The 20,829-nt window shown below is 62.2% G+C and carries 21 protein-coding genes; 5 read left to right on the top strand and 16 right to left on the bottom strand.

Translation table 11 applies throughout. The features are described from left to right. Window positions 1-140 precede the first annotated feature (140 nt). Both DXT59_RS13165 and DXT59_RS13160 read left to right on the top strand, forming a co-directional pair. Window positions 141-1,511 (top strand): hypothetical protein, encoded by a 1,371-nt coding sequence (locus tag DXT59_RS13165; protein ID WP_116137336.1) that lies wholly within the window; start codon window positions 141-143, stop codon window positions 1,509-1,511. Window positions 1,512-1,669: 158 nt separating this feature from the next. After that, a complete protein-coding gene (locus tag DXT59_RS13160) occupies window positions 1,670-2,029 on the top strand; it encodes a helix-turn-helix transcriptional regulator (RefSeq protein ID WP_116137335.1) in 360 nt (119 codons plus the stop codon). A gap of 28 nt (window positions 2,030-2,057) precedes the next feature. On the opposite strand, the gene DXT59_RS13155 is transcribed toward DXT59_RS13160, so the two are convergent. The 4 genes from DXT59_RS13155 to guaB form a co-directional block, all read right to left on the bottom strand. Next, entirely contained in the window at window positions 2,058-3,314 is a 1,257-nt protein-coding gene (locus DXT59_RS13155; RefSeq protein WP_116137334.1) for a tyrosine-type recombinase/integrase, read from the bottom strand. 310 nt (window positions 3,315-3,624) lie between these two features. Further along, entirely contained in the window at window positions 3,625-5,208 is a 1,584-nt protein-coding gene (gene guaA / locus DXT59_RS13150; RefSeq protein ID WP_116137333.1) for a glutamine-hydrolyzing GMP synthase, read from the bottom strand. A 96-nt stretch (window positions 5,209-5,304) separates the two neighbouring features. Continuing rightward, complete coding sequence (locus DXT59_RS13145) at window positions 5,305-5,856, bottom strand: hypothetical protein (protein WP_116137332.1); 552 nt, start codon at window positions 5,854-5,856, stop codon at window positions 5,305-5,307. A gap of 6 nt (window positions 5,857-5,862) precedes the next feature. Beyond that, complete coding sequence (gene guaB, locus DXT59_RS13140) at window positions 5,863-7,323, bottom strand: IMP dehydrogenase (RefSeq protein ID WP_116137331.1); 1,461 nt, start codon at window positions 7,321-7,323, stop codon at window positions 5,863-5,865. A gap of 308 nt (window positions 7,324-7,631) precedes the next feature. Here guaB and DXT59_RS13135 point away from each other — a divergent pair, with 308 nt between their 5' ends. Next, on the top strand, window positions 7,632-8,609 hold the full coding sequence (locus tag DXT59_RS13135; protein ID WP_116137330.1) for a DMT family transporter: 978 nt from the start codon (window positions 7,632-7,634) through the stop codon (window positions 8,607-8,609). Here the strand turns inward: DXT59_RS13135 and DXT59_RS13130 are convergent. Then, entirely contained in the window at window positions 8,593-8,925 is a 333-nt protein-coding gene (locus tag DXT59_RS13130; protein ID WP_116137329.1) for an RnfH family protein, read from the bottom strand. The genes DXT59_RS13135 and DXT59_RS13130 overlap by 17 nt on opposite strands. Continuing rightward, complete coding sequence (locus tag DXT59_RS13125) at window positions 8,922-9,359, bottom strand: type II toxin-antitoxin system RatA family toxin (RefSeq protein WP_116137328.1); 438 nt, start codon at window positions 9,357-9,359, stop codon at window positions 8,922-8,924. Before DXT59_RS13125 ends, DXT59_RS13130 begins: the two co-directional genes overlap by 4 nt. A 103-nt stretch (window positions 9,360-9,462) precedes the next feature. Here DXT59_RS13125 and smpB point away from each other — a divergent pair, with 103 nt between their 5' ends. Then, complete coding sequence (gene smpB, locus DXT59_RS13120; protein WP_116137327.1) at window positions 9,463-9,903, top strand: SsrA-binding protein SmpB; 441 nt, start codon at window positions 9,463-9,465, stop codon at window positions 9,901-9,903. Between the two features lie 56 nt (window positions 9,904-9,959). On the opposite strand, the gene DXT59_RS13115 is transcribed toward smpB, so the two are convergent. From DXT59_RS13115 to ppsA, 3 genes are all read right to left on the bottom strand, one after another. Next, window positions 9,960-10,898, bottom strand: coding sequence for an SPFH domain-containing protein (locus tag DXT59_RS13115; protein WP_116137326.1), 939 nt, complete (start codon window positions 10,896-10,898; stop codon window positions 9,960-9,962). 3 nt (window positions 10,899-10,901) lie between these two features. After that, entirely contained in the window at window positions 10,902-11,366 is a 465-nt protein-coding gene (locus DXT59_RS13110; protein ID WP_116137325.1) for an NfeD family protein, read from the bottom strand. Between the two features lie 95 nt (window positions 11,367-11,461). After that, window positions 11,462-13,864, bottom strand: a complete 2,403-nt coding sequence (gene ppsA / locus DXT59_RS13105) for a phosphoenolpyruvate synthase (protein WP_116137324.1) — start codon at window positions 13,862-13,864, stop codon at window positions 11,462-11,464. A 296-nt stretch (window positions 13,865-14,160) separates the two neighbouring features. Between ppsA and ppsR the strand changes: the two genes are divergently transcribed. Continuing rightward, complete coding sequence (gene ppsR, locus DXT59_RS13100; RefSeq protein WP_116137323.1) at window positions 14,161-14,976, top strand: posphoenolpyruvate synthetase regulatory kinase/phosphorylase PpsR; 816 nt, start codon at window positions 14,161-14,163, stop codon at window positions 14,974-14,976. Here ppsR and DXT59_RS13095 read toward each other — a convergent pair. The 7 genes from DXT59_RS13095 to DXT59_RS13065 all read right to left on the bottom strand — a co-directional run bounded on the left by DXT59_RS13095 (window position 14,970) and on the right by DXT59_RS13065 (window position 20,814). Continuing rightward, window positions 14,970-15,761 (bottom strand): TrmH family RNA methyltransferase, encoded by a 792-nt coding sequence (locus tag DXT59_RS13095; protein WP_116137339.1) that lies wholly within the window; start codon window positions 15,759-15,761, stop codon window positions 14,970-14,972. The genes ppsR and DXT59_RS13095 overlap by 7 nt on opposite strands. Beyond that, window positions 15,758-16,540, bottom strand: a complete 783-nt coding sequence (gene rnhB, locus DXT59_RS13090) for a ribonuclease HII (protein WP_116137322.1) — start codon at window positions 16,538-16,540, stop codon at window positions 15,758-15,760. Before rnhB ends, DXT59_RS13095 begins: the two co-directional genes overlap by 4 nt. Beyond that, window positions 16,537-17,706, bottom strand: coding sequence for a lipid-A-disaccharide synthase (gene lpxB, locus DXT59_RS13085; protein WP_116137321.1), 1,170 nt, complete (start codon window positions 17,704-17,706; stop codon window positions 16,537-16,539). Before lpxB ends, rnhB begins: the two co-directional genes overlap by 4 nt. Window positions 17,707-17,709: 3 nt before the next feature. Further along, the gene (gene lpxA, locus DXT59_RS13080) at window positions 17,710-18,498 is read right to left on the bottom strand and encodes an acyl-ACP--UDP-N-acetylglucosamine O-acyltransferase (protein WP_116137320.1); all 789 of its coding nucleotides are present in this window, start codon (window positions 18,496-18,498) and stop codon (window positions 17,710-17,712) included. A 115-nt stretch (window positions 18,499-18,613) separates the two neighbouring features. After that, on the bottom strand, window positions 18,614-19,072 hold the full coding sequence (gene fabZ, locus DXT59_RS13075; protein WP_116137319.1) for a 3-hydroxyacyl-ACP dehydratase FabZ: 459 nt from the start codon (window positions 19,070-19,072) through the stop codon (window positions 18,614-18,616). 115 nt (window positions 19,073-19,187) lie between these two features. After that, entirely contained in the window at window positions 19,188-20,261 is a 1,074-nt protein-coding gene (lpxD, locus tag DXT59_RS13070) for a UDP-3-O-(3-hydroxymyristoyl)glucosamine N-acyltransferase (protein WP_116137318.1), read from the bottom strand. A gap of 19 nt (window positions 20,262-20,280) precedes the next feature. Then, window positions 20,281-20,814: an OmpH/Skp family outer membrane protein gene (locus DXT59_RS13065; protein ID WP_205417422.1), complete on the bottom strand. Its 534-nt coding sequence runs from the start codon at window positions 20,812-20,814 to the stop codon at window positions 20,281-20,283. Between the last annotated feature and the right edge of the window lie 15 nt (window positions 20,815-20,829).

Below are 20,829 nucleotides of genomic sequence, written 5' to 3'. Positions count from 1 at the left end.
TTCGACAATCAGATTCTCAGCTGAAACCTCCACCGCCTTCAACTTCCCGCCTCAACTCCCCCGTACACCACATTCGACTTTAGCTCCAGAACATACTTTCCCCTGAAATTACAGAATCTCATTAGACAAAGAACGACAGCATGAGTCTAGCATCCGAGCTTAAATCTCTCGTAGACGAGTTAGATCGCGTACATAGCGGAGCATCCCCTTGGTCGGAGGAGGTCGGCATTCCTGAATTCGTCACGGCCGAGAATGGACTGCAACGATACTTCACTCGAAAGGCTAAGACTGCCCTATGGCAGCTCTCAACAATCCTCCACGAAAATCGCCCACCTAGCTCACTAAAGATCGAGCTAGACGAGTACGAGAAGATCGTGCGCCAGGCTGTTGCCGACATGCACGCCGCGGACGAATTCTCAGGTTTCGATGAAGTTGACGAAAGCAACCTAATACCCAGGCTAAAGATTCTAGTTGAGGAGAGATTGGCGAGCATTACTCCAGAATACACGCACTATTTTCCTGCCTGGACTATTGGCGTGGAGAGAAGTTCCCCCTTCACCATTGGCCCAGTGACGATCTTTAATCGGTTCGACTGGATAGATTCCGTTGACTTTCCCCAAAGGGGAAAAGAGCAGTATCTCAACCAGCCGGAGGCGAACAGCCGTTGGAGAGAAATTCTCAAAGAAGCACTACAGAAGCCCAGGGACGACACCCCCTTAGAAGGATTAGCCAACACGGTCTATAGCGCGATTTCTGAATGCCCGGCGTTGGTCAAAGTCACTGTTTGCGGTTATGAAAAGAGCTTTTCGCGCAAGCTCGCAAAATTGACCGCGAAAACTGCTCTCGATGCCATTTCATTGGGATTTGGCGTGCCGGAGTCCTTTCAGCAACAAGCGCTGCATGAGGAGCGCTTGCCCCCGATAGGAACCAATAGCTTGGTTGAAACTAAGGGGTTCCTTTGGCTTCCCGGAAGTTCGCTCGGAAAACGAATTCCATCGCTGCCGCCCAGCCGGGTGAAACAAGCATTGATTGACCTTGCCTCAATTCTCCCGGCGTTTGGAGAAATTCTTGATGGTCTACTCACCCCATCCAATCACAAACATCCCAAGCTCGCCAATAGATGGGCTACTGCATTGGATTGGTACGGCGAAGGCTGCCGGGAATCAAGTGATGCCATCGCGTTGGCAAAGTTGGGAACCTGCTTAGATGTTCTGGCCTGCGGGGGAAAGAACATCGGCATTAGAGATATGGTCGTACATCTGACTGGCACCAGCGAAAGTACGCAGGTGGTAAGCGGCAGCCACCCCCGCACATTGGGGCAGCTAGTCAAGGACATCTACGATTCTGGTCGATCCAAAATACTGCACGGCACGCACTACGACAGACTAGAATCATTTTCCGTTGAGCGGAAGCAGGCAGCTTATCTAGCGCGAATAGTGCTTATAGAAACGGCAGTGCGCCTACAAAACTACAATGGATCGGATGACGACAAGGCATTTAGAACGATTTGAGCAGCCCCGCTTGCACTAAATTGAACAGAGACAAATCCTTCCTCTTGCTTCATGTCAATGACAACGCGAGGTGAATGCGCATCGGGTTCGCTGGACTACGCCACAGCAAGTTGCCCCGATAGGTACTGAACTTCACCATGTCTCCATGCAGCGTACTCATGGAGTTCGACGTGGAACAGCTATCGCAAACATCCAATGCGCTCCCCTTGCCGGGGACGGAAGCCTACGAGGAGCTGCCGCAATTCCCAAAGCGCAGTCCCCTTCCCTTCCGGCGCACCATCCGCCGGCAAGAACTGCGGCTGATCGTCCCCCTGGCTGAAACGACGATCTACGAGATGGAGCGCCGCGGCGAGTTTCCGCATCGCTTCAACCTGACGCCGCGCTGCGTTGTGTGGGACTTGGCCGAAGTGGAAGCCTGGATCGAGCAACGCAAGCAAGCACCTCGCGGCCGCGTCTCGAAGCCCGATGTCCACCAACGAAAAGCCCGCCCTGTTCGGGCGGGTTCGAGTGAAGAATGAAGCCGCCGCGCAGCGGCCTTTCATCCGATCAGGCCACCGCGCTCAACGCCGGCACGACGACGTTCTTCGGCAACAGCGTTGGCACGTAGGTCTGCCCGCCGCCCCAGGCATCGACCAGGTTGGCCCACTCTTGCAGCATGTGACGCCGCTGCTCGGCGTACTCAGCCTTGTTGTAGACCGAGCGCGAGGAACGGCCGTCCTCGTGCGCTAGGCACTTCTCGATCCAGTCGCGGTTGAAGCCGATTTCGTTCAACAGCGTTGAGCCGGTACGGCGCAGGTCGTGGACGGTGAACGGTTGCAGCGGCAGCCCCTTGGTCTTTGCCGCCTCCGCGATGAGCTGCGTGACCCGATTCAAGGTCGCATTGGACATGAACCGCTCGGCGTCGTAACGAGAGGGAAAAACGAACCTAGAGCCTGCCGCGCAGGCGTGCAGTGTCACGAAGATGTCGAGCGCCTGGCGCGACAGATAGACCACGTGCGGGTTGCGCCCCTTCATTCGCTGCTTCGGGATCGTCCAGGTCTTGCTCTCGAAATCGACCTCATCCCAAGTGGCCTGGATCAGTTCGCTCTTGCGCACCAACGTCAGCAGGATCAAGCGCAACGCCAGCTTGATGGTCGGATAGGTCGCCACCGATTCCATCTGTTGCACAAACAGCCGGATCTCCAGCGGCGACAAGGCCCGGTCCTTCGGTACGAAGGTGGCAATCGACGCTGCGCCCACGCTGTCGGCGGGGTTGTCCACCTTTTCGCCGTGGGCGATGGCGTAGACGTAGACCTGCTTCACGATGTCCCGAATCTGGACCGCAGTGGCGGGCGCCCCGCGTTCCTTGACCTTGTTGCACAAGGCTCGCAGGTCTTCGGCCTGGATCTCGGTCAGCAGGCGGTTCTGGAAGACCGGCAGGATGTCCCGGTCGATGATGTGCTTGCGCATGGCGCGCGTGCTGTCGGCCAACCTCGCGTTGGCCAGCCACGTCTCCATCGCCGTGCCGAAGGTCTTGATGGCGACCACCCGGCGTTTCTCGCGCTGCTTTTCGAGTGCGGGCGAGGTGCCCTTGAGTACGGCTTTGCGCGCGTCCAGGAGCAGTTCACGCGCCATCGCCAGTGAGATGCCGCCGGGGCCGTAGCGCCCGAGCGTCAGCGTCTCTCGGCGTCCGTTGAGGCGGTAGTCGTATCGGAAGGTGACAGTGCCGCTGGGCGATACCGTCACGTACATCCCGTCCCGGTCAGAAGCCTTATAAATCTTGGACTTAGGCTTCAGATTTCGTAGTGCAGCGTCAGTAAGCATCGAGGTTTCCTCCGGCTTGTGACGGCTTTACCGTCAGGTTTTACCGTCAAGGACCTGGAGACCTGCTGATACCCGGAAAGCCGCATAAAACAAGCATTCCCGAGAAGGCTTTTACCGTCAAAGACGGTAAAAGTCTGAATAGTGAATAGGAGTGTCTTAATCCAGCCTCGATTTTTACCGTCAGCTCTACCGCCAACTTTTTCTACTGGCCGGCGATAGCCACCGATAGTTTCCGCGACGCATTTCTTTCTAAATCAACACGTTAAGTCAGTTTTTCGATAGCTGGCGATAGTCCTCGAAGGACGTCAATTCACTCCCACTCAATCGTCGCCGGCGGCTTCCCCGAGATATCGTAAACAACCCGATTAATCCCGCGCACTTCGTTAATGATCCGGTTCGACACCTGCCCGAGCAGCTCATGCGGCAGATGGGCCCAATGCGCGGTCATGAAGTCGAGCGTCTGCACGGCGCGCAGCGCCACGACATACTCATACGTCCGCCCATCCCCCATCACGCCCACGCTCTTGACCGGCAGAAACACCGCAAACGCCTGGCTCGTCAGGTCGTACCACGACTTGCCCGTTTCCTTGTCGATCGTATTGCGCAGCGTCTCGATGAAAATCGCGTCGGCACGGCGCAGCAGATCCGCGAAATCGCGGCGCACTTCCCCGAGAATCCGCACGCCGAGTCCCGGCCCCGGGAACGGATGGCGATACACCATCGCATGCGGCAAACCGAGCTTCACGCCCAACTCGCGCACTTCATCCTTGAACAGTTCGCGCAGCGGTTCGAGCAGCTTCAAGTTCAACGTCTCGGGCAAGCCGCCGACGTTGTGGTGGCTCTTGATCGTATGGGTCGCCTTCTTGCCCTTACCCGCCGATTCGATCACATCGGGATAGATCGTGCCCTGTGCGAGCCACTTCGCATCGGTCAGCTTGCCCGCCTCGGCCTGGAACACTTCCACGAACTCGGCGCCGATGATCTTGCGCTTTTGCTCGGGATCGGTCACGCCGGCGAGCTTCGAAAGGAACGCTTCGCTCGCATCGACATGAATCACACGCACGCCAAGGTGATCGGCGAACGTCGCCATCACTTGCTCGGCTTCGTTCAACCGCAGCAAGCCGTGATCGACGAACACGCACGTCAATTGATCGCCGATCGCGCGATGCAACAGCGCCGCGGCCACCGACGAATCGACGCCACCCGACAAGCCTAGAATCACATGCTCGCTGCCGACTTGCGCACGAATCTTCTCGACCGCTTCGTCGATGTAATGCCCCATCTCCCAGTCCGCTTTCGCGCCGCAAATCTGCAGCACGAAACGCTCGAGCATCGCCCGCCCCTTCACCGTATGCGTGACTTCCGGGTGCCATTGCAAGCCGTAGAAGCGGCGCGCCTCGTCGGCCATCGCGGCGATCGGACACGATTCGGTCGAGGCCATCAACGCAAAGCCTTCCGGCATCTGCGTGACCTTGTCGCCGTGGCTCATCCAGACCTTGAGCATGCCGTGGCCTTCGGGCGTCACGAAATCCTCGATCCCCTCGAGCAAGCTCGTATGGTTGCGCGCGCGCACTTCCGCGTAACCGAATTCCCGCACGTGACCCAACTCGACCTTGCCACCCAACTGCTCGGCCATCGTCTGCATGCCGTAGCAAATACCCAGGACCGGCACGCCAAGCTCGAACACGGCCTGCGGCGCACGCGGCGCATCGGCCTCGGTGACGGAACTCGGGCCGCCCGACAGGATGATGCCCTTGGGGGCGAAATCGCGGATGAACGCGTCGTCGACGTCGTAGGGATGAATTTCCGAGTAGACGTGGGCTTCCCGAATGCGGCGCGCAATCAGTTGAGTGACTTGCGAACCCATATCGAGGATCAGGATCTTGTCATGCATGGCAGGCACGGATCGATAGTAAATAAAGACGGTCGCAGCAGCTATCGCGCCGCGGATGATTGATCAAATACGAAGGCTCGCGCGCGGCGTGCGCGCTCAACCATGAAACGGAGGCCTCGGCGCGGAAGCAGGCTGGGCGGCGGCCTCGACAGTCTCGACGTGCGAAGCCGTACTCACCGTATCCGGACCAACGCCCACCGGCTGTTTGCGCTTGGCGGTATCGGCCGCAGCCTGCGCGGCCTTGCCGATCTCGCGCCGCCGCACGGCCCCGGCGAAGCGCGCTCCGCCCAGCCCGACGACGACCAGCAATCCACCGACCAACAGATTCGGCACGATGCCGAGCGCAGGCAGCCACAGCGCATGCGGCCCGATCGCCCACGCCAGTACCAACGCACCGGCTAGCCATGTCACATGGCCGACGATCTTGGCCACACCCACCGTCATGGCGCCGTCGAGCGCGCCACGCAGCGAGAGCCACGCCAACCCCAGCAACGCGAGCCCGAGCATCTGCCCCACCATCGCGGGCTCGATCGCGGCCAGTTGCAGCGCGCGCTGCACGCCGGGAAGCGGCGACAGCAGCAACGCGGCACCCGAGCTCAAATAAAGCCCTGTATCGACGATGAGGACAGCGCGCAGCAGCGGTTTCATCGGCGTTTAGTCGATGTGGTAGTTCGGCGCTTCCTTCGTGATTTGAACGTCGTGCACGTGCGATTCGCGCATGCCGGCAGCCGTGATCTGCACGAACTGCGCTTTCTCATGCAGTTCGTCGATCGTGCGGCAACCGCAATAACCCATGCTCGCGCGCACGCCGCCGACCAACTGGAACAAGATCGCGCCGACGGAACCCTTATAGGCCACGCGCCCTTCGATCCCCTCCGGGACGAGCTTGTCGATATTCGCCGAGTTGTCTTGGAAGTAGCGATCGGCGGCGCCGTCCTTCATCGCACCGACCGAACCCATGCCGCGATACGACTTGTACTGGCGGCCCTGGAACAAGAACACATCGCCCGGCGCTTCCTCGGTGCCGGCGAACATGCTGCCCATCATGACCGCGTTCGCGCCGGCTGCCAGCGCTTTGCTGACATCGCCCGAGAAACGCACGCCGCCATCGGCGATGACCGGCACGCCCGTACCCTTCAACGCCTCGGAAACATTGGCAATCGCCGTGATCTGCGGCACGCCCACACCGGCCACGATCCGTGTCGTGCAGATCGAACCCGGGCCGATGCCGACCTTCACGCCGTCCGCGCCGTATTCGACGAGCGCGCGCGCCGCGTCGGCCGTCGCGATGTTGCCGCCGATCACCTCGACATGCGGGAAGTTCTTCTTGACCCAGCGCACGCGCTCGAGCACGCCCTTGCTGTGCCCGTGCGCCGTATCGACGACGATCACGTCCACGCCGGCCGCGGCCAGCGCCGTCACGCGCTCTTCGTTATCGGCGCCCACGCCCACGGCCGCGCCCACGCGCAGCTTGCCGTGCTCGTCCTTGCACGCGTCCGGGTGTTCCGTTTGCTTCGTGATGTCCTTGACCGTCATCAGGCCGCGCAACTCGAACGCGTCGTTCACGACCAGCACGCGTTCAAGCCGATGGCTATGCATGAGCGCCTTCGCCTCGGCCAACGCCGTACCTTCCTTCACCGTCACGAGCCGCTCGCGCGGCGTCATGATCGTACGGACCGGCTCGTCCAAGCGCGTTTCGAAACGCAAATCGCGGTTCGTCACGATGCCCATCAACTGAGCGCCTTCGACCACCGGGAAGCCCGAGATGCCGTGCTGCAGCGACAGCGAGATGACGTCGCGCACCTTCATTTGCGGCGGAACCGTGATCGGATCGCGCACGACACCCGATTCGAACCGCTTGACCTTCGCCACCTCGCGCGCTTGCTCGTGGGCCGTCAGGTTCTTGTGGATGATGCCGACGCCGCCTTGCTGCGCCATGGCGATCGCGAGCCGGGCTTCCGTCACCGTATCCATCGCGGCGGACACGAGCGGCATATTCAGGGAGATGTTGCGAGTCAGCCGGGTTTTGAGGCTGGTGTCGCGCGGCAGAACGTCGGAGAACGCCGGGACGAGGAGCACGTCATCGAACGTGAGTGCTTTTTGGATCAGACGCATGGCAAATCCTATGGGCGCAAAAGCGAATTATACGCGATACCTCCCTGCTTTTTCACTGTGCGAACAGCGAGTTAGCGTTTTTTCTGTTCCGGACGGGCACCGCGTTTCGCTTTTGGGTTCGAGCGGTGTTCGCTCAAGTTTCGTTTGCCGCTCGTGCGCGTTCGCGCGGCCCGCCCATTCAAAACAGAGGAAAAGCAAGTCCTGAAAGGGGCGCAAACGACGTGCCGGCCATTGCAGTATCGAACAAGACAGCACGCCGTTTCCCACTCTAAGCTCCGGGCATTCAACCATTTTCGAGGGGAACGAGCATGCGGCGTGGGGTGATGTACGGGGTGATGGCGGGCGCGATTTGGGGCACGGTCTTTCTCGTGCCGCGCTTGCTGCCCGATTTCGCGCCGTTTTGGCTCGGCGCAGCCCGCTGCATGATGTACGGTCTCGTGTCGATCGCCGCGGCATTGCCGATGATGCGTCGCCTCGCGGGCAAGCTCACGCGCGAGGACGTATTCGCCGTCGGCAAACTGGCCTTCGTCGGCAACCTCGTCTACTACGTCTTTTTGACCGCCGGGGTGCATCGGGTCGGCATCGGCCCGACGTCGCTGATCGTCGGCATCCTGCCCGTCACGGTAACGCTGGCGGGACGCCGCGACGCCGGCGCCGTGCCGCTTACGCGCCTTTATTGGCCGTTGCTGCTCGTGGCGGCGGGGATCGTCTGCATCAACGTGGACGTCTTCGCGACCGCCGAGTCCGCCGCGGGCACAGGGGGCGTGTTCGACAAGCTCGTGGGCGTCGCGTGTGCGAGCGGCGCGCTGCTGAGCTGGACGTGGTTCGCCGTCGAAAATACCCGCTATCTGAGGCGCAATCCGCATTTCGACGGTAACGAATGGTCGGTCTTGCTCGGTCTCGCGACCGGCCTGTTCGGGGCGATCGCGTGGATCGGCTGTCTCTTGACGCCGGGCGGCGCCCACGCCGCCGTTCATCCGGAGGCGCGCTGGACCGTGTTCTGGATACTGAATTTGGGATTGGCCGTGGGCCCGTCCTGGCTCGGCACGGGCCTGTGGAATGCGGCATCGAAGCGGGTCCCGTTGACCCTCTCGGGTCAGTTGATCGTCTTCGAGACGCTATTCGCCCTGCTTTATGGCTTCGTCTACGACTGGCGATTGCCGCGCCCGCTCGAAGCCGCCGCGATCGCGTTGCTGTTGGCGGGCGTCCTTTGGTCTGTCCGGCGGCACGACGATGGCGCCGGACGGGCGGCGCCCCTCGAGGCCCAGCTCAGCGCGAATCCTTAGGCAGCCACTTGCGTCCTTCGATCGAACCGGCGCGCCGCGTTTTTTCGACGCGGCGCTGACGGGCCAGCTTCGGATCGACGATCAGCGGCCGATAGATCTCGACCCGGTCGTGATCGGCCAGCGTCGTATCGAGCGACGCGAGCTTGCCGAATACGCCGATCTTCGCCGCCAGCGGGTCGATTTCAGGATGCTTGAGCGCGATTTCGCTTACGGCGATGGCGTCGCGCACGGTCGCGCCGGCAGGCAGCGTCAGCGCGATCAGCGTCTGCGCGTCGGCCCGCGCGTAGCACACTTCGATGGAAAGCGTCGCGCTCATGGCCGGCCGTAGCGCTCGTCGGCGCGCTTGACGAACGATTCGACGAACGTATTCGCGATGTGATTGAACACCGGGCCGATGATCTTTTCGAGAATGACGCTCGAGAACTCGTAGTGCAGCGCGAACTCGATCTTGCAGGCGTCGCTCCGCAGCGGGGTGAAGCGCCAGTAGCCCGTGAACTTGCGAAACGGGCCGTCGGCGAACTCCATGTCGATACGTGTGGGCCGCTCCTGCGTATTGTGCGTCGCGAAGTGCTGCTTGATGCCCTTGAAGTTGATGTCGATGCGCGCCTCCATCTCATGCTCTTCCTGCCGGCGTATTTCGACACCCCCGCACCAAGGCAGGAAGTTGGGATAGTCGGCCACGTCGGTGACGAGATCGAACATTCGCTCCGCCGAGTGGCGGATCAAGACGGTTTTCTGAACATCTGCCATAAGGAGCACTGCGCGCGGCGGAAGTGGAGCGAGCGTGGCGGGCTCGTTGGGCGCCGCTTTGCTAAAATCGTGATTTTAAACGAGTTGGGCGCCTTCCATATTCATGAGCATCATCGACAACAGAAAAGCCTTCTTCGATTACTTTATCGAGGAACGGTACGAAGCGGGGCTCGTGCTCGAGGGATGGGAAGTCAAGGCGCTTCGCGCCGGGCGCGGCCAGATCAAGGAAGGCTACGTCGTCATTCGTGCCGGCGAGCTCTTCCTGATCGGCGCGCACATCAGCCCGCTGCCCGAGGCATCGACGCACATCAAGCCCGACCCCGTGCGCACGCGCAAGCTGCTCTTGCATGCCGACGAGATCAAAAAGCTCATCGGCAAAGTGGAGCAGCGCGGCTATACGCTCGTGCCGCTGAACTTTCACTACAAAGGCGGCCGCGTCAAATGCGAAATCGGGCTCGCCAAGGGCAAGAAGCTGCACGACAAACGCGAAACCGAGAAAAAGCGCGACTGGGAACGCGAGAAAGCGCGAATCATGCGCTCCTAGTACCAAACCCAGGCCGCCCCTGCGTCAATCGGCCACGCGCTCGTGCGCTCGCACGCTCATCGCGCGTCGGCCACCGCCCCACCCTTGCCGCGATTGACGATCGCGAGCGCCGACGCCACCATCGAGCCCAAGTCGGAGAGATTGCCCGGCACGATCAACGTATTGCCGGCTTTGGCGAGGTTGCCGAAGGCGTTCACGTACTGCTCGGCTACTTTCAGGTTGACGGCGTCCATCCCACCCGTGGATTGAATCGCCTGCGCGATCTTCTGGATGGCCTGCGCGTTGGCCTCCGCTACCGCCAAGATAGCCGCGGCTTGCCCTTGCGCCTGATTGATGGCCGCCTGCTTCTCCCCCTCGGACTTCTGGATGGCCGCCTCGCGCCCGCCCGAGGCGATATTGATCTGCTCCTGCTTACGCCCCTCGGACGCCGCGATCAACGCGCGCTTTTCGCGCTCCGCCGTGATTTGCGCCTGCATCGCATGCAGAATCTCCTTGGGCGGCGTTAGATCCTTGATCTCGTAGCGCAGCACTTTCACACCCCAGCTCGAAGCCGCCTCATCGAGCGCGGAGACGACGCTATGGTTGATGAGGTCGCGCTCCTCGAACGTCTTATCGAGTTCGAGCTTGCCGATGACCGAGCGCAGCGTCGTTTGAGATAGCTGCGTGATCGCCTGCACGTAGTTGCTCGACCCGTACGATGCCTTCATGGCATCGGTCACTTGGAAATAAAGGACGCCGTCGACTTGCAGTTGCGTGTTGTCCCGCGTAATGCAGATTTGACCGGGCACGTCGAGCGGGATCTCTTTCAACACGTGGCGGTAGGCGACACGATCGACGAACGGCAGCACGATGTTCAAACCCGGCACCAGCGTTGCATGGTACCGGCCGAATCGCTCGAGCACCCATGCATGTTGCTGCGGCACGATCTTGATCGTCTGCGCGGCGATGGCGATCACGACGATGAGCAGCACGAGCCCGACGATAGTCATATCCATTATTCACTCCTTTGTTGTCGATACCGGATGATGAGGGGCTCGCCCTCTTGCGACCAAAACGAGACGATTGGCCCGAACGGCCGCGATTTCGTAGACGCCCGCATCCTCGCGTTCGCCGGGGGCAAGCTCGACATCCCACTCGGCGCCGCGATACGGTACGCGCGCGCGCCCATCGCGCCAAGCGCTCACTTGCACGGGTGCGCCCACGTCCAGCACGACATCGGGATTGCTCGAGGCATCGCGCCGCTGGCGGCGTCCGAAGCGAGAGCGGCGCAGCAACATGACGGCGGCAAGCGCGATCACGGCCGCCCAGACGCATTGCGCGGCCAAGCTCGCGCCGTAGAGCTTAGCCACCGCGCCGGCGAGAAAACCAAGCGCGATCATCAGCAAGTAGAACGTGCCTGTCAGCAGCTCGGCCACGATCAGCGCCCCCGCACCGATCCACCAGAGAAAATCGTTCGGCGCCATCTCGGTCTCCTCGAAAAAAACGCCCCGGGTTACACCGGGGCGTTATAGCACGAAGCGGGGCCCGCCTTGGTGGGCGGCCCCTCAACATGGGACGGTTACTTCGCCGATTTGGCCAACGCTTGCCACGTATCGATGATCGTGTCGGGATTCAGCGAAATGGAGGCGATGCCTTCGTCGGCGAGCCACTGCGCGAAGTCGGGGTGATCCGACGGGCCTTGGCCGCAAATACCGACGTATTTGTCCATCCGGCGGCACGTTTCGATCGCGCGCTTGAGCAAGAACTTGACGGCTTCGTCGCGCTCGTCGAAGTCCACGGCCAGCAACTCCATGCCGGAATCGCGGTCGAGACCGAGCGTGAGCTGCGTCAAGTCGTTCGAGCCGATCGAGAAACCGTCGAAGTGCTGCAGGAATTGCTCCGCCAAAATCGCATTGGACGGCACTTCGCACATCATGATGAGCCGCAGGCCGTTCTCGCCGCGCTTCAGGCCGAACTTCTCGAGCAGACCGACCACGCGCTCGGCTTGCTTCACCGTACGCACGAAGGGCACCATGATCTCGACGTTCGTGAGGCCCATGTCCTCGCGCACGCGCTTGAGCGCCATGCATTCCATCTCGAACGCTTGCGCGAAATCCTGCGCGATGTAGCGCGAGGCGCCACGGAAGCCGAGCATCGGATTTTCTTCATCGGGTTCGTAGCGCGAACCGCCGATGAGCTTCTTGTACTCGTTCGACTTGAAGTCGGACAAACGCACGATCACGGGTCGCGGATAGAACGCCGCGGCGATCGTCGCAATGCCTTCGGTCAGCTTGTCGACATAGAACGCACGCGGCGATGCATGCCCGCGCGCCACGCTTTCGACGGCCTTCTTCAAATCTTGATCGACGTTGGGGTACTCGAGGATCGCCTTCGGGTGCACGCCGATGTTGTTGTTGATGATGAACTCGAGGCGCGCGAGGCCCACGCCCGCATTCGGCAATTGCGAGAAGTCGAACGCGAGTTGCGGGTTGCCGACGTTCATCATGATCTTGACGGGAATCGACGGCAATTCGCCGCGCGAGACTTCCGTCACTTCGGTTTCGAGCAGCCCGTCGTAAATCTTGCCCTCGTCGCCCTCGGCGCACGAAACCGTCACGAGCGAGCCGTCCTTGAGCACGTCGGTGGCGTCGCCGCAACCGACGACGGCCGGCACGCCGAGTTCACGCGCGATGATCGCCGCGTGGCAGGTGCGGCCGCCGCGGTTGGTCACGATCGCCGACGCGCGCTTCATCACGGGTTCCCAGTTGGGATCGGTCATGTCGGCCACGAGCACGTCGCCCGGCTGCACGCGTTCCATTTCCGACGGATCGTGGATCACGCGAACGCGGCCCGCGCCGATCTTTTGACCGATCGCGCGGCCCGTGGCGAGCACTTGCGATTGGCCGCGCAGCTTGAAGCGCTGCTCGACCTTGCCTGCGCCTTGGCTCTTCACCGTCTCGGGACGCGCTTGCAAGATGAAGATCTTGCCGTCGCGGCCGTCCTTGCCCCACTCGATGTCCATCGGACGCTGGTAGTGCTTTTCGATGATGACGGCGTACTTAGCCAGTTCGATCACGTCTTCGTCGGTGATCGAGAAGCGATTGCGCTGCTCGTGCGACACGTCGATCGTCTTCACGCGCCCCGGCTCGCCCGGCTTCGTGAATTCCATCTTGATGAGCTTGGAGCCGATCGAGCGGCGGATGATGGGGTACTTGCCCTGTTCGAGCGTCGTCTTGAAGACGTAGAACTCGTCCGGATTCACCGCCCCTTGCACGACGGTTTCGCCCAAGCCGTAGCTCGACGTGATGAAGACCGCGTCCTTGAAACCCGATTCGGTGTCGAGGGTGAACATGACGCCGGCCGCGCCGACATCGGAACGGACCATGCGCTGAACGCCGGCCGACAGCGCGACTTCGGCGTGCGTGAAGCCTTTATGGACGCGATACGAGATCGCGCGATCGTTGTAGAGCGACGCGAACACGTGCTTCATGCGATCGAGGACGTCCTCGATGCCGACCACGTTCAGATAGCTTTCCTGTTGCCCGGCGAACGACGCATCGGGCAAGTCCTCGGCCGTCGCCGACGAACGCACGGCGAACGATAGCTCTTCGGGCGAGCTATTTTGGAGCGTCTCGAATTGGGCGCGGATTTCTGATTCGAGGCGCGGTTGCAGCGGCGCATCGACGATCCACGCGCGGATTTCCTTACCGGCGGCCGCGAGCGCCTTGACGTCGTCGACGTCGAGCGTTTCGAGGCGAGCGGCAATCCGTTCGGTCAAATTGTTGTGCTGGAGGAAATCGCGGAACGCGAGCGCGGTCGTGGCGAAACCCGTGGGCACGCGCACACCCGCTTCAGCCAGTTGGCTGATCATCTCGCCGAGCGACGCATTCTTGCCGCCCACGATCTCCACATCGGTCATCCGTAGCTGTTCGAACGGAATTACATACGCCTGATCCTTCGCGATGTTTGCTGCGTTAGTCATACAAGCCCCTAAGTGTGAAAAAAATACTCGGTCGCGCGTGTGGGCTTGGTGCGCGCGGGCCATTGGAACCCGGTGCGCAGCACGTGCAACCTGTTGGAGAAGCAATCGCCTGGCGAAACCGATTGCAATTGCTTATCCAACAGGTTGTCGCTATTCTACCCTGCTTCTATCGCGGCGCTTGTTACTGCGCGACCGCGACCTGACAAAATGACTCGCACGGCACCATTGGGTCCGAAAAAGCGGCACAATCGCGTTTTCGCCCTTCCTAGCGTCCACTGTTCAAGACGCGCTTGCCGATGCCGCCTACCGTATTCATCGTCTCCGACGGAACGGGGATCACTGCCGAGACCTTCGCGCACTCGATCCTGTCCCAGTTCGACCAGAAGTTCCGCCTCGTGCGCGTGCCGTTTGTCGATTCGGTCGACAAGGCTTACGCCACGATCGAAAAAATCGCCGAATCGGCCGAGCTCGACGGGCGTCGCCCGATCGTCTTCACGACGCTCGTCGACAGCGCCTCGAATGCGATCGTGAAGAACTCGAACGCGCTCGTACTCGATATCTTCCAGCAATTCGTCGAGCCGCTCGAGCAAGAACTCGAGATGAAGTCGACCCACGCGATCGGTCGTGGGCACCAGAACGCCGACACCGACGAGTACAAAACGCGGATCGAGGCGATCAACTTCTCGCTCGCGCACGACGACGGCCAGTCCAATCGCAACCTCGCCGATGCCGACGTCATCCTCGTCGGCGTCTCGCGTAGCGGCAAGACGCCGACGAGCCTATACCTCGCCATGCAATACGGCGTGAAAGCGGCGAACTATCCGTTGATTCCCGAGGATTTCGAGCGCGGCAAGCTGCCTACGCCGCTCATCGCGCATCGAGAAAAATTGTTCGGTCTTTCGATCGATCCGCAGCGCCTCTCGGAGATCCGCAACGAACGGCGCCCCGGCAGCAAATATGCCGCACCTGAAAACTGCCGTTACGAGATCAACGAGGCCGAGGCGCTCATGCGGCGTGAAGGGATCAAATGGTTGTCGTCGACGCATAAATCGATCGAGGAGATCGCGACGACGATCCTGCAGGAAATCAAGCTCGACCGGCCGACTTATTGAGATTGCGCGGCGCGCTGCTGGCGGCATTGCTCGAACAAGCAAATCGCCGCCGCGGCCGCCACGTTCAGCGACTCCATTCCGCCCGGCTGCGGAATCGTCAGACGATGTCGGACGGCCTCGCGCCACGGCGCCGACACGCCCGCGCCTTCGTTGCCGAACACCCAGGCGATCGGCCCGGTCAGATCGCAGTCGTAGAGCGCCTGCGGCGCGTGCGAATCGGTGATCGCAATCGGCACCGCTAGGCGCTCGATCAGCGTGGCCGCTTCGACGTCTTCGTGAATATCGAGCAGAAAATGGGCGCCCATGCCCGAGCGCAGCACCTTCGACGACCACGTGTAAGCCGTGCCAGGCGCGCAAAAGACGTGTTTCACGCCGGCTGCCGCCGCGCTACGCAAGATCGAGCCGACGTTGCCCGCGTCCTGCACGCCGTCGAGCACGATAGCCGTTTCCTCGATCCGCTCGGGCAGCGCAACGGCTAGCTTACGTACGACGAGCAGCATGCCCACGCCGTGCACGACGTTCGACAATTGCCCGAACAAAGCATCGGGCAGTACGACGACGCGTTCGGCGTCGATCCGCGTCACGATGGCCTGAGCCTCGTCATGCCGCAATGCGCCTTCCGTCACCACGCAGGTCTCGGGCTGCCCCGCCACGTCGAGATAAGCACTGGCCAGATGAAAACCTTCCAGCAATGCTTGGCCGCCCTTCTTTTGATGGTGCGTGGATCCGGCTAATGCCTTGAGACGTTTGTAGAGCGGGTTGTCACGCGAGGTGATCGCTTTCACCATGCGTCCCCGCCGATCTCGACCTCGAACCCGGCGGAGCCCGCCCCTGCCGGCAACGCGGTTATAACGCTACCGGCGCCAAGCCTAGCGAACGCCTCGCGCACGGGCGCGAACGAGCGCCGATGATGCTCGCATGGCCCGTGTGCGGCCAGCGCCGCCAAATGTTGCGGCGTGCCGTAGCCGACATGCGCATCGAATCCGTACACCGGAAACTGCGTGTGCAACTCGAGCAGCATCCTATCGCGTGTGACCTTGGCAAGAATCGAAGCCGCGGAGATGGCCGGCACGAGCGCATCGCCGCCGATGACCGCTTCGCTGCGCACGGAAAGCTCGGGGCACCGGTTGCCGTCGATGCGGGCGAGCGTGGGCGTGAGAGCCAGCCCTTCCACCGCCCGCTTCATCGCGAGCATGGTCGCGTGCAGGATGTTGAGCCGATCGATTTCCTCGACGCTCGCGGATGCCACGCAATAGCTCAGCGAGCGTTCGACGATCTTCTCGTAGAGCGCCTCGCGTTTTTTCGCGCTGAGCGCTTTCGAATCGTCGAGCCCGCGGATGCGGCGCTTCGGATCCAAAATGACAGCCGCCGCGACGACGGGACCGGCGAGCGGACCGCGCCCCGCCTCGTCCACGCCGCAGACGATATCGAGCGGCGAATTGAAATCGAGCGCGCCTTGCGGCGACACGCTCCCGCGCTGAGCGCGACGGGGACCGGGCGAGCGCGCGCCGGGTTCATCCCCGGCGGATGCGGGCTTGGCGCGCGGCAATCGCGAACTCGTCATAGGCGCGGCTTCCTTGCTTCGATGACGCGCGCAACCGCCTCGGCCGCGCGTTCGGCCGTGTTTCTGCGCAGCGTCAAATGCATCTGCGTGAATACCTCGGTGAGCGTGCGCCGATTCGCGTCGTCGTGCAACTGGACGAGCGTTGCGTCCGCCAGCGCTTCGGGCGTGGCGAAGTGTTGCAGCAATTCGGGCACGACGAAGCGTTCCGCCAAAATGTTGGGCAGCCCGACGTATGGCAGATAGCCTTGCCGGCGCATGATCTGCCCCGTCAGCCACGGCACCTTGTACGAGATCACCATCGGCTTCTTGAGCAGCGCCGCTTCGAGCGTCACGGTGCCGCTCTTGACGAGTACGGCGTCGGCCGCCGTCATCGCCCGCTGCGCGTCGCCGTCGGTCAGCGTGAGCGCAAGCTCCGGATGCGCCGCGACGAGCGGCTGCAGCAACTCGCGCAGCGCGGGCGTCGCGGCCGGCATCACGAACCGCAGGCCCGGCTCGCGCTGTTGCATGATCGCCATCGCCGCGAAAAACGTCGGGCCGATGAGCCCGATTTCCGAGCGCCGGCTACCGGGCAATACGGCGACGATCGGTCCCGTCGCGGGCAGGCCCAGGGCGGCACGCGCACCGGCGACGTCGGGCTCCAAGGGGATTTCATCGGCTAGCGGGTGCCCCACGTAGGTGGCCGACACGCCCGCTTTTTCAAGCAACGCCGTCTCGAACGGAAACACGCAGAGCATGTGATCGACGGACTTCACGATCGTCTTGATGCGGCCGCCGCGCCATGCCCAGATCGACGGGCAGACAAAGTGAATCGTCGGAATGCGGGCGCCGCGCAGCGCCCGCTCCAGCCCGAAATTGAAATCGGGCGCATCCACGCCGATGAATACGTGCGGCGGCTCGGCCAGCAACTGATGCTTGAGCTCGTTGCGGATACGGAGGATTTCAGGGATGTGCCGTAGCGCTTCGACATAGCCGCGCACGGCGAGCTTATCGATCGGCCAATGGGCTTCGAATCCCTGAGCCGCCATGCGGGGCCCGCCGATGCCGTAATAGCGCGTGGCGGGCGGCAAGGTGCGCGTCAGACCGCCAAGCAGCGAGGCCGCCAGCAAATCGCCCGACGGCTCGCCCGCGACCATCGCGACGCGCAACGGATTCGATTGCAACGTCATCGCTTAGCGGATGATGCCGCGCTGCGACGTTTCGATGAACGCGATGAGCTTGCGCACGTGCTCGTCGCCGTCGCCGCCCGCCGATGCGAGATCGGCAAGTTGCGTCTTCGCGTCCTCGAGCGACAAACCGTTTTTGTACAGCAGCCGGTAGGCGCTGCGCAGCGCCGAGATCGCATCGGCGGAAAACCCGCGGCGGCGCAATCCCTCGACGTTGATCCCGTGCGGCTCGGCCTTATTACCCGCGGCAATCACGAAAGGCGGGATGTCTTGCACGAGTGCCGACGCGCCGCCGAGCATCGAGTGCTCGCCGATCTTGACGAACTGGTGGACGCCCGACATACCGCCGATGATCGCCCAGTCGCCCACGATGACGTGCCCCGCCATCTGCGCGTTGCTCGACAAAATGACGTGGTTGCCGACATGACAATCATGGCCGATGTGCACATAGGCCATGACCCAGTTGTCGTTGCCGACCGTCGTCACACCACCGTCTTGCACGGTGCCCGTGTGGATCGTCGTGAATTCGCGAATCGTATTGCGGTCGCCGATCTCGAGCCGCGTGGGTTCGCCCTGGTACTTCATATCCTGCGGCCGCCCACCTACGTTCGCGTAGTGGCCGATCCGATTGTCGACGCCGATCGTCGTATGGCCTTCGATCACGCTATGGGAACCGACGCTCGTGCGCGCGCCGATCTTGACGTTCGCGCCGATGATCGCGTACGGCCCGATCTCGACGTCCTCGCCGAGCTGCGCGCCCGGCTCGATGACCGCTGTGGGATGAATCCTGCTCATGCGCTTATCGCCCTTCTCTATGCTCAGTTGCGACGTATCGGCCGCCTCGGTCGGCCTTCGATCGAGGCCTGGGCCGAGACGTGCGCCCGCGGCCGGCTGTGCCGGCGCAGTCTCGTCACTCGTTCGTCTGCTTCACCGTGCACATTAGCTCAGCTTCGGCGGCAGTGGCACCGTCGACTTCGGCGCGTGCCTTGAACTTCCAAATGCCGCGCATATAGCGCTCGAACGTCACGTTCAGAATCAGTTGATCGCCCGGTTCGACGACGCGCTTGAAGCGCGCCCCGTCGATCCCGACGAAGTAATACAGCGTCGTTTCCGGATCGTGCGGTTCCTCGGCGAACGTCAGCAAAGCCGCCGTCTGCGCGAGCGCCTCGAGAATCAGCACGCCAGGCATCACGGGACGTTGCGGGAAATGCCCCATGAAGTACGGTTCGTTGATCGACACGTTCTTCAACGCCTTGATGCTCTTGTGCGGCTCGAGCTCGAGCACCCTGTCCACGAGCAGGATCGGATAGCGATGCGGCAGCAGCGTGAGGATCTTATGGATGTCGAGATTGATTTTTTCAGTGCTCATGGTGTGTCTGCTCCACGCAATGGTCTCGCGCGGGTGATTGACTGCGGATGCTGATTGCGGCGCCATGCGCCACCTGCCGGGGCGACGCCTTGATCAGCGTTGCCCCGACGCCTGCTCAAGCGTTGCCTCCCCGCTCGGCAAGCGTTGCTTCGAGTGTCTTGATGCGCTCGCGCATCTTGTCCAGATTGCGCACGAGCGCGGCGCTCTTGTTCCATTCGGCATGACCGACGGCCGGAAACGCGCTCGTATAAATGCCCGGCTTGAGGAGCGACTTGGATACGCCCGACTTGGCCGTCACGATGACGAAATCGCCGAGCGTCACGTGCCCCGCAACGCCGACGGCGCCGCCGATCATGCAGTGGCGGCCGATCGTCGTGCTGCCCGCGATCCCGGCGCAACCGGCGATCACGGTGTACGCGCCGATCTTGCAGTTGTGGCCGATCTGCACGAGGTTGTCGATTTTCACGCACTCCTCGATGATCGTATCGGCCATCGCGCCGCGGTCGATCGTCGTGTTCGCGCCGATTTCGACGTCGGCCCCGATCGTCACGCCGCCCACCTGCGGAATCTTGACCCAACTGCCCGTGCGGGCCTCGCCCTCGCCCACGAAATCGGGCGCGAAGCCGAAACCGTCCGAACCGATGACGGCACCGGCGTGGATGATGGCACGCGGCCCGATCTTGCACCCATGATAGACGGCGACGTTCGGATACAAATGCGCATCCTCTCCGATGCGCGTGCCGCGCCCGATCGTGACGTTGGCATCGATCCGCGCGCGCGCGCCGATGACGGCTCCCGCTTCGATCACGGCATGCGGGCCGATCACGGCGTCCGGCGCCACCTGCGCGCTCGGGTCGATGACGGCGCTCGGATGCACGCCCGCGGCGACCTTCGGCGCGGCCAGATCGATGAATAGTTGCGCCACGCGCGCGAAATAAGCGTACGGGTTGGGCGTGACGATGAAGTTACGCCCCTCGCGCGACGCAAGTTTCGCGAGATCGCCGGGCGCGATCAGAATGGCGCCGGCCTGTGTCGTCTCGACTTGCGATAAATATTTCGGATTGGCAAGAAACGCCAATTGGTGCGGTTGCGCCTGATCGAGCGGCGCCAGCCCCTCCACCTTCAAGGCTGCATCGCCTACGACCTCGCCGCCGAAGCGCTGCGAGATTTGCTCGAGCGTCAATGCCATTCGCGTACCACTCCGTCGTTCAGTTCGCCGAGCTTGCGCTCGAGGCGGCCAGCGCCTTCAGCACCTGGTCGGTGATGTCGATGCGCGGGCTCACGTAGACGGCTTCCTGCACGATCAAATCGTAATGCTGCTGCTCGGCGATCTGTTTGATGACCTTGTTCGCCCTATCGAGCACCGCCGCCAGCTCTTCGTTGCGGCGCTGGTTCAGATCCTCGCGGAACTCGCGCTGCTTGCGCTGAAACTCGGTGTCGAGATTCGCGATGTCGCGCTGCTTCGCCGCGCGATCGGCGGGCGACATCGATGCGCCGTTCTTATCCAACTGATCGGACATCGACTTTAGCCGGCCGGCCATGTCTTGCAGATCTTTGTCGCGCTTCGCGAATTCCGCCTCGAGCTTGGTCTGGGCAGCCTTCGCCGCCGCCGATTCGCGCAGGATGCGATCGGAGTTGACCGCCGCGATGCGGGCCTCTTGCGCCTGGGCGACACCCGCGACGAGCGCCCCCGTCAGCGCCATCGCGCCCATCACGTGTCTGAAAAACGTACCGGTTTGCAAAATCTTCCTCTCGAT

The sequence above is a fragment of the Trinickia diaoshuihuensis genome (assembly GCF_003390925.1).
Taxonomy (GTDB): Bacteria; Pseudomonadota; Gammaproteobacteria; order Burkholderiales; family Burkholderiaceae; genus Trinickia; species Trinickia diaoshuihuensis.
This window is presented reverse-complemented; position numbering and strand designations above follow the sequence as displayed.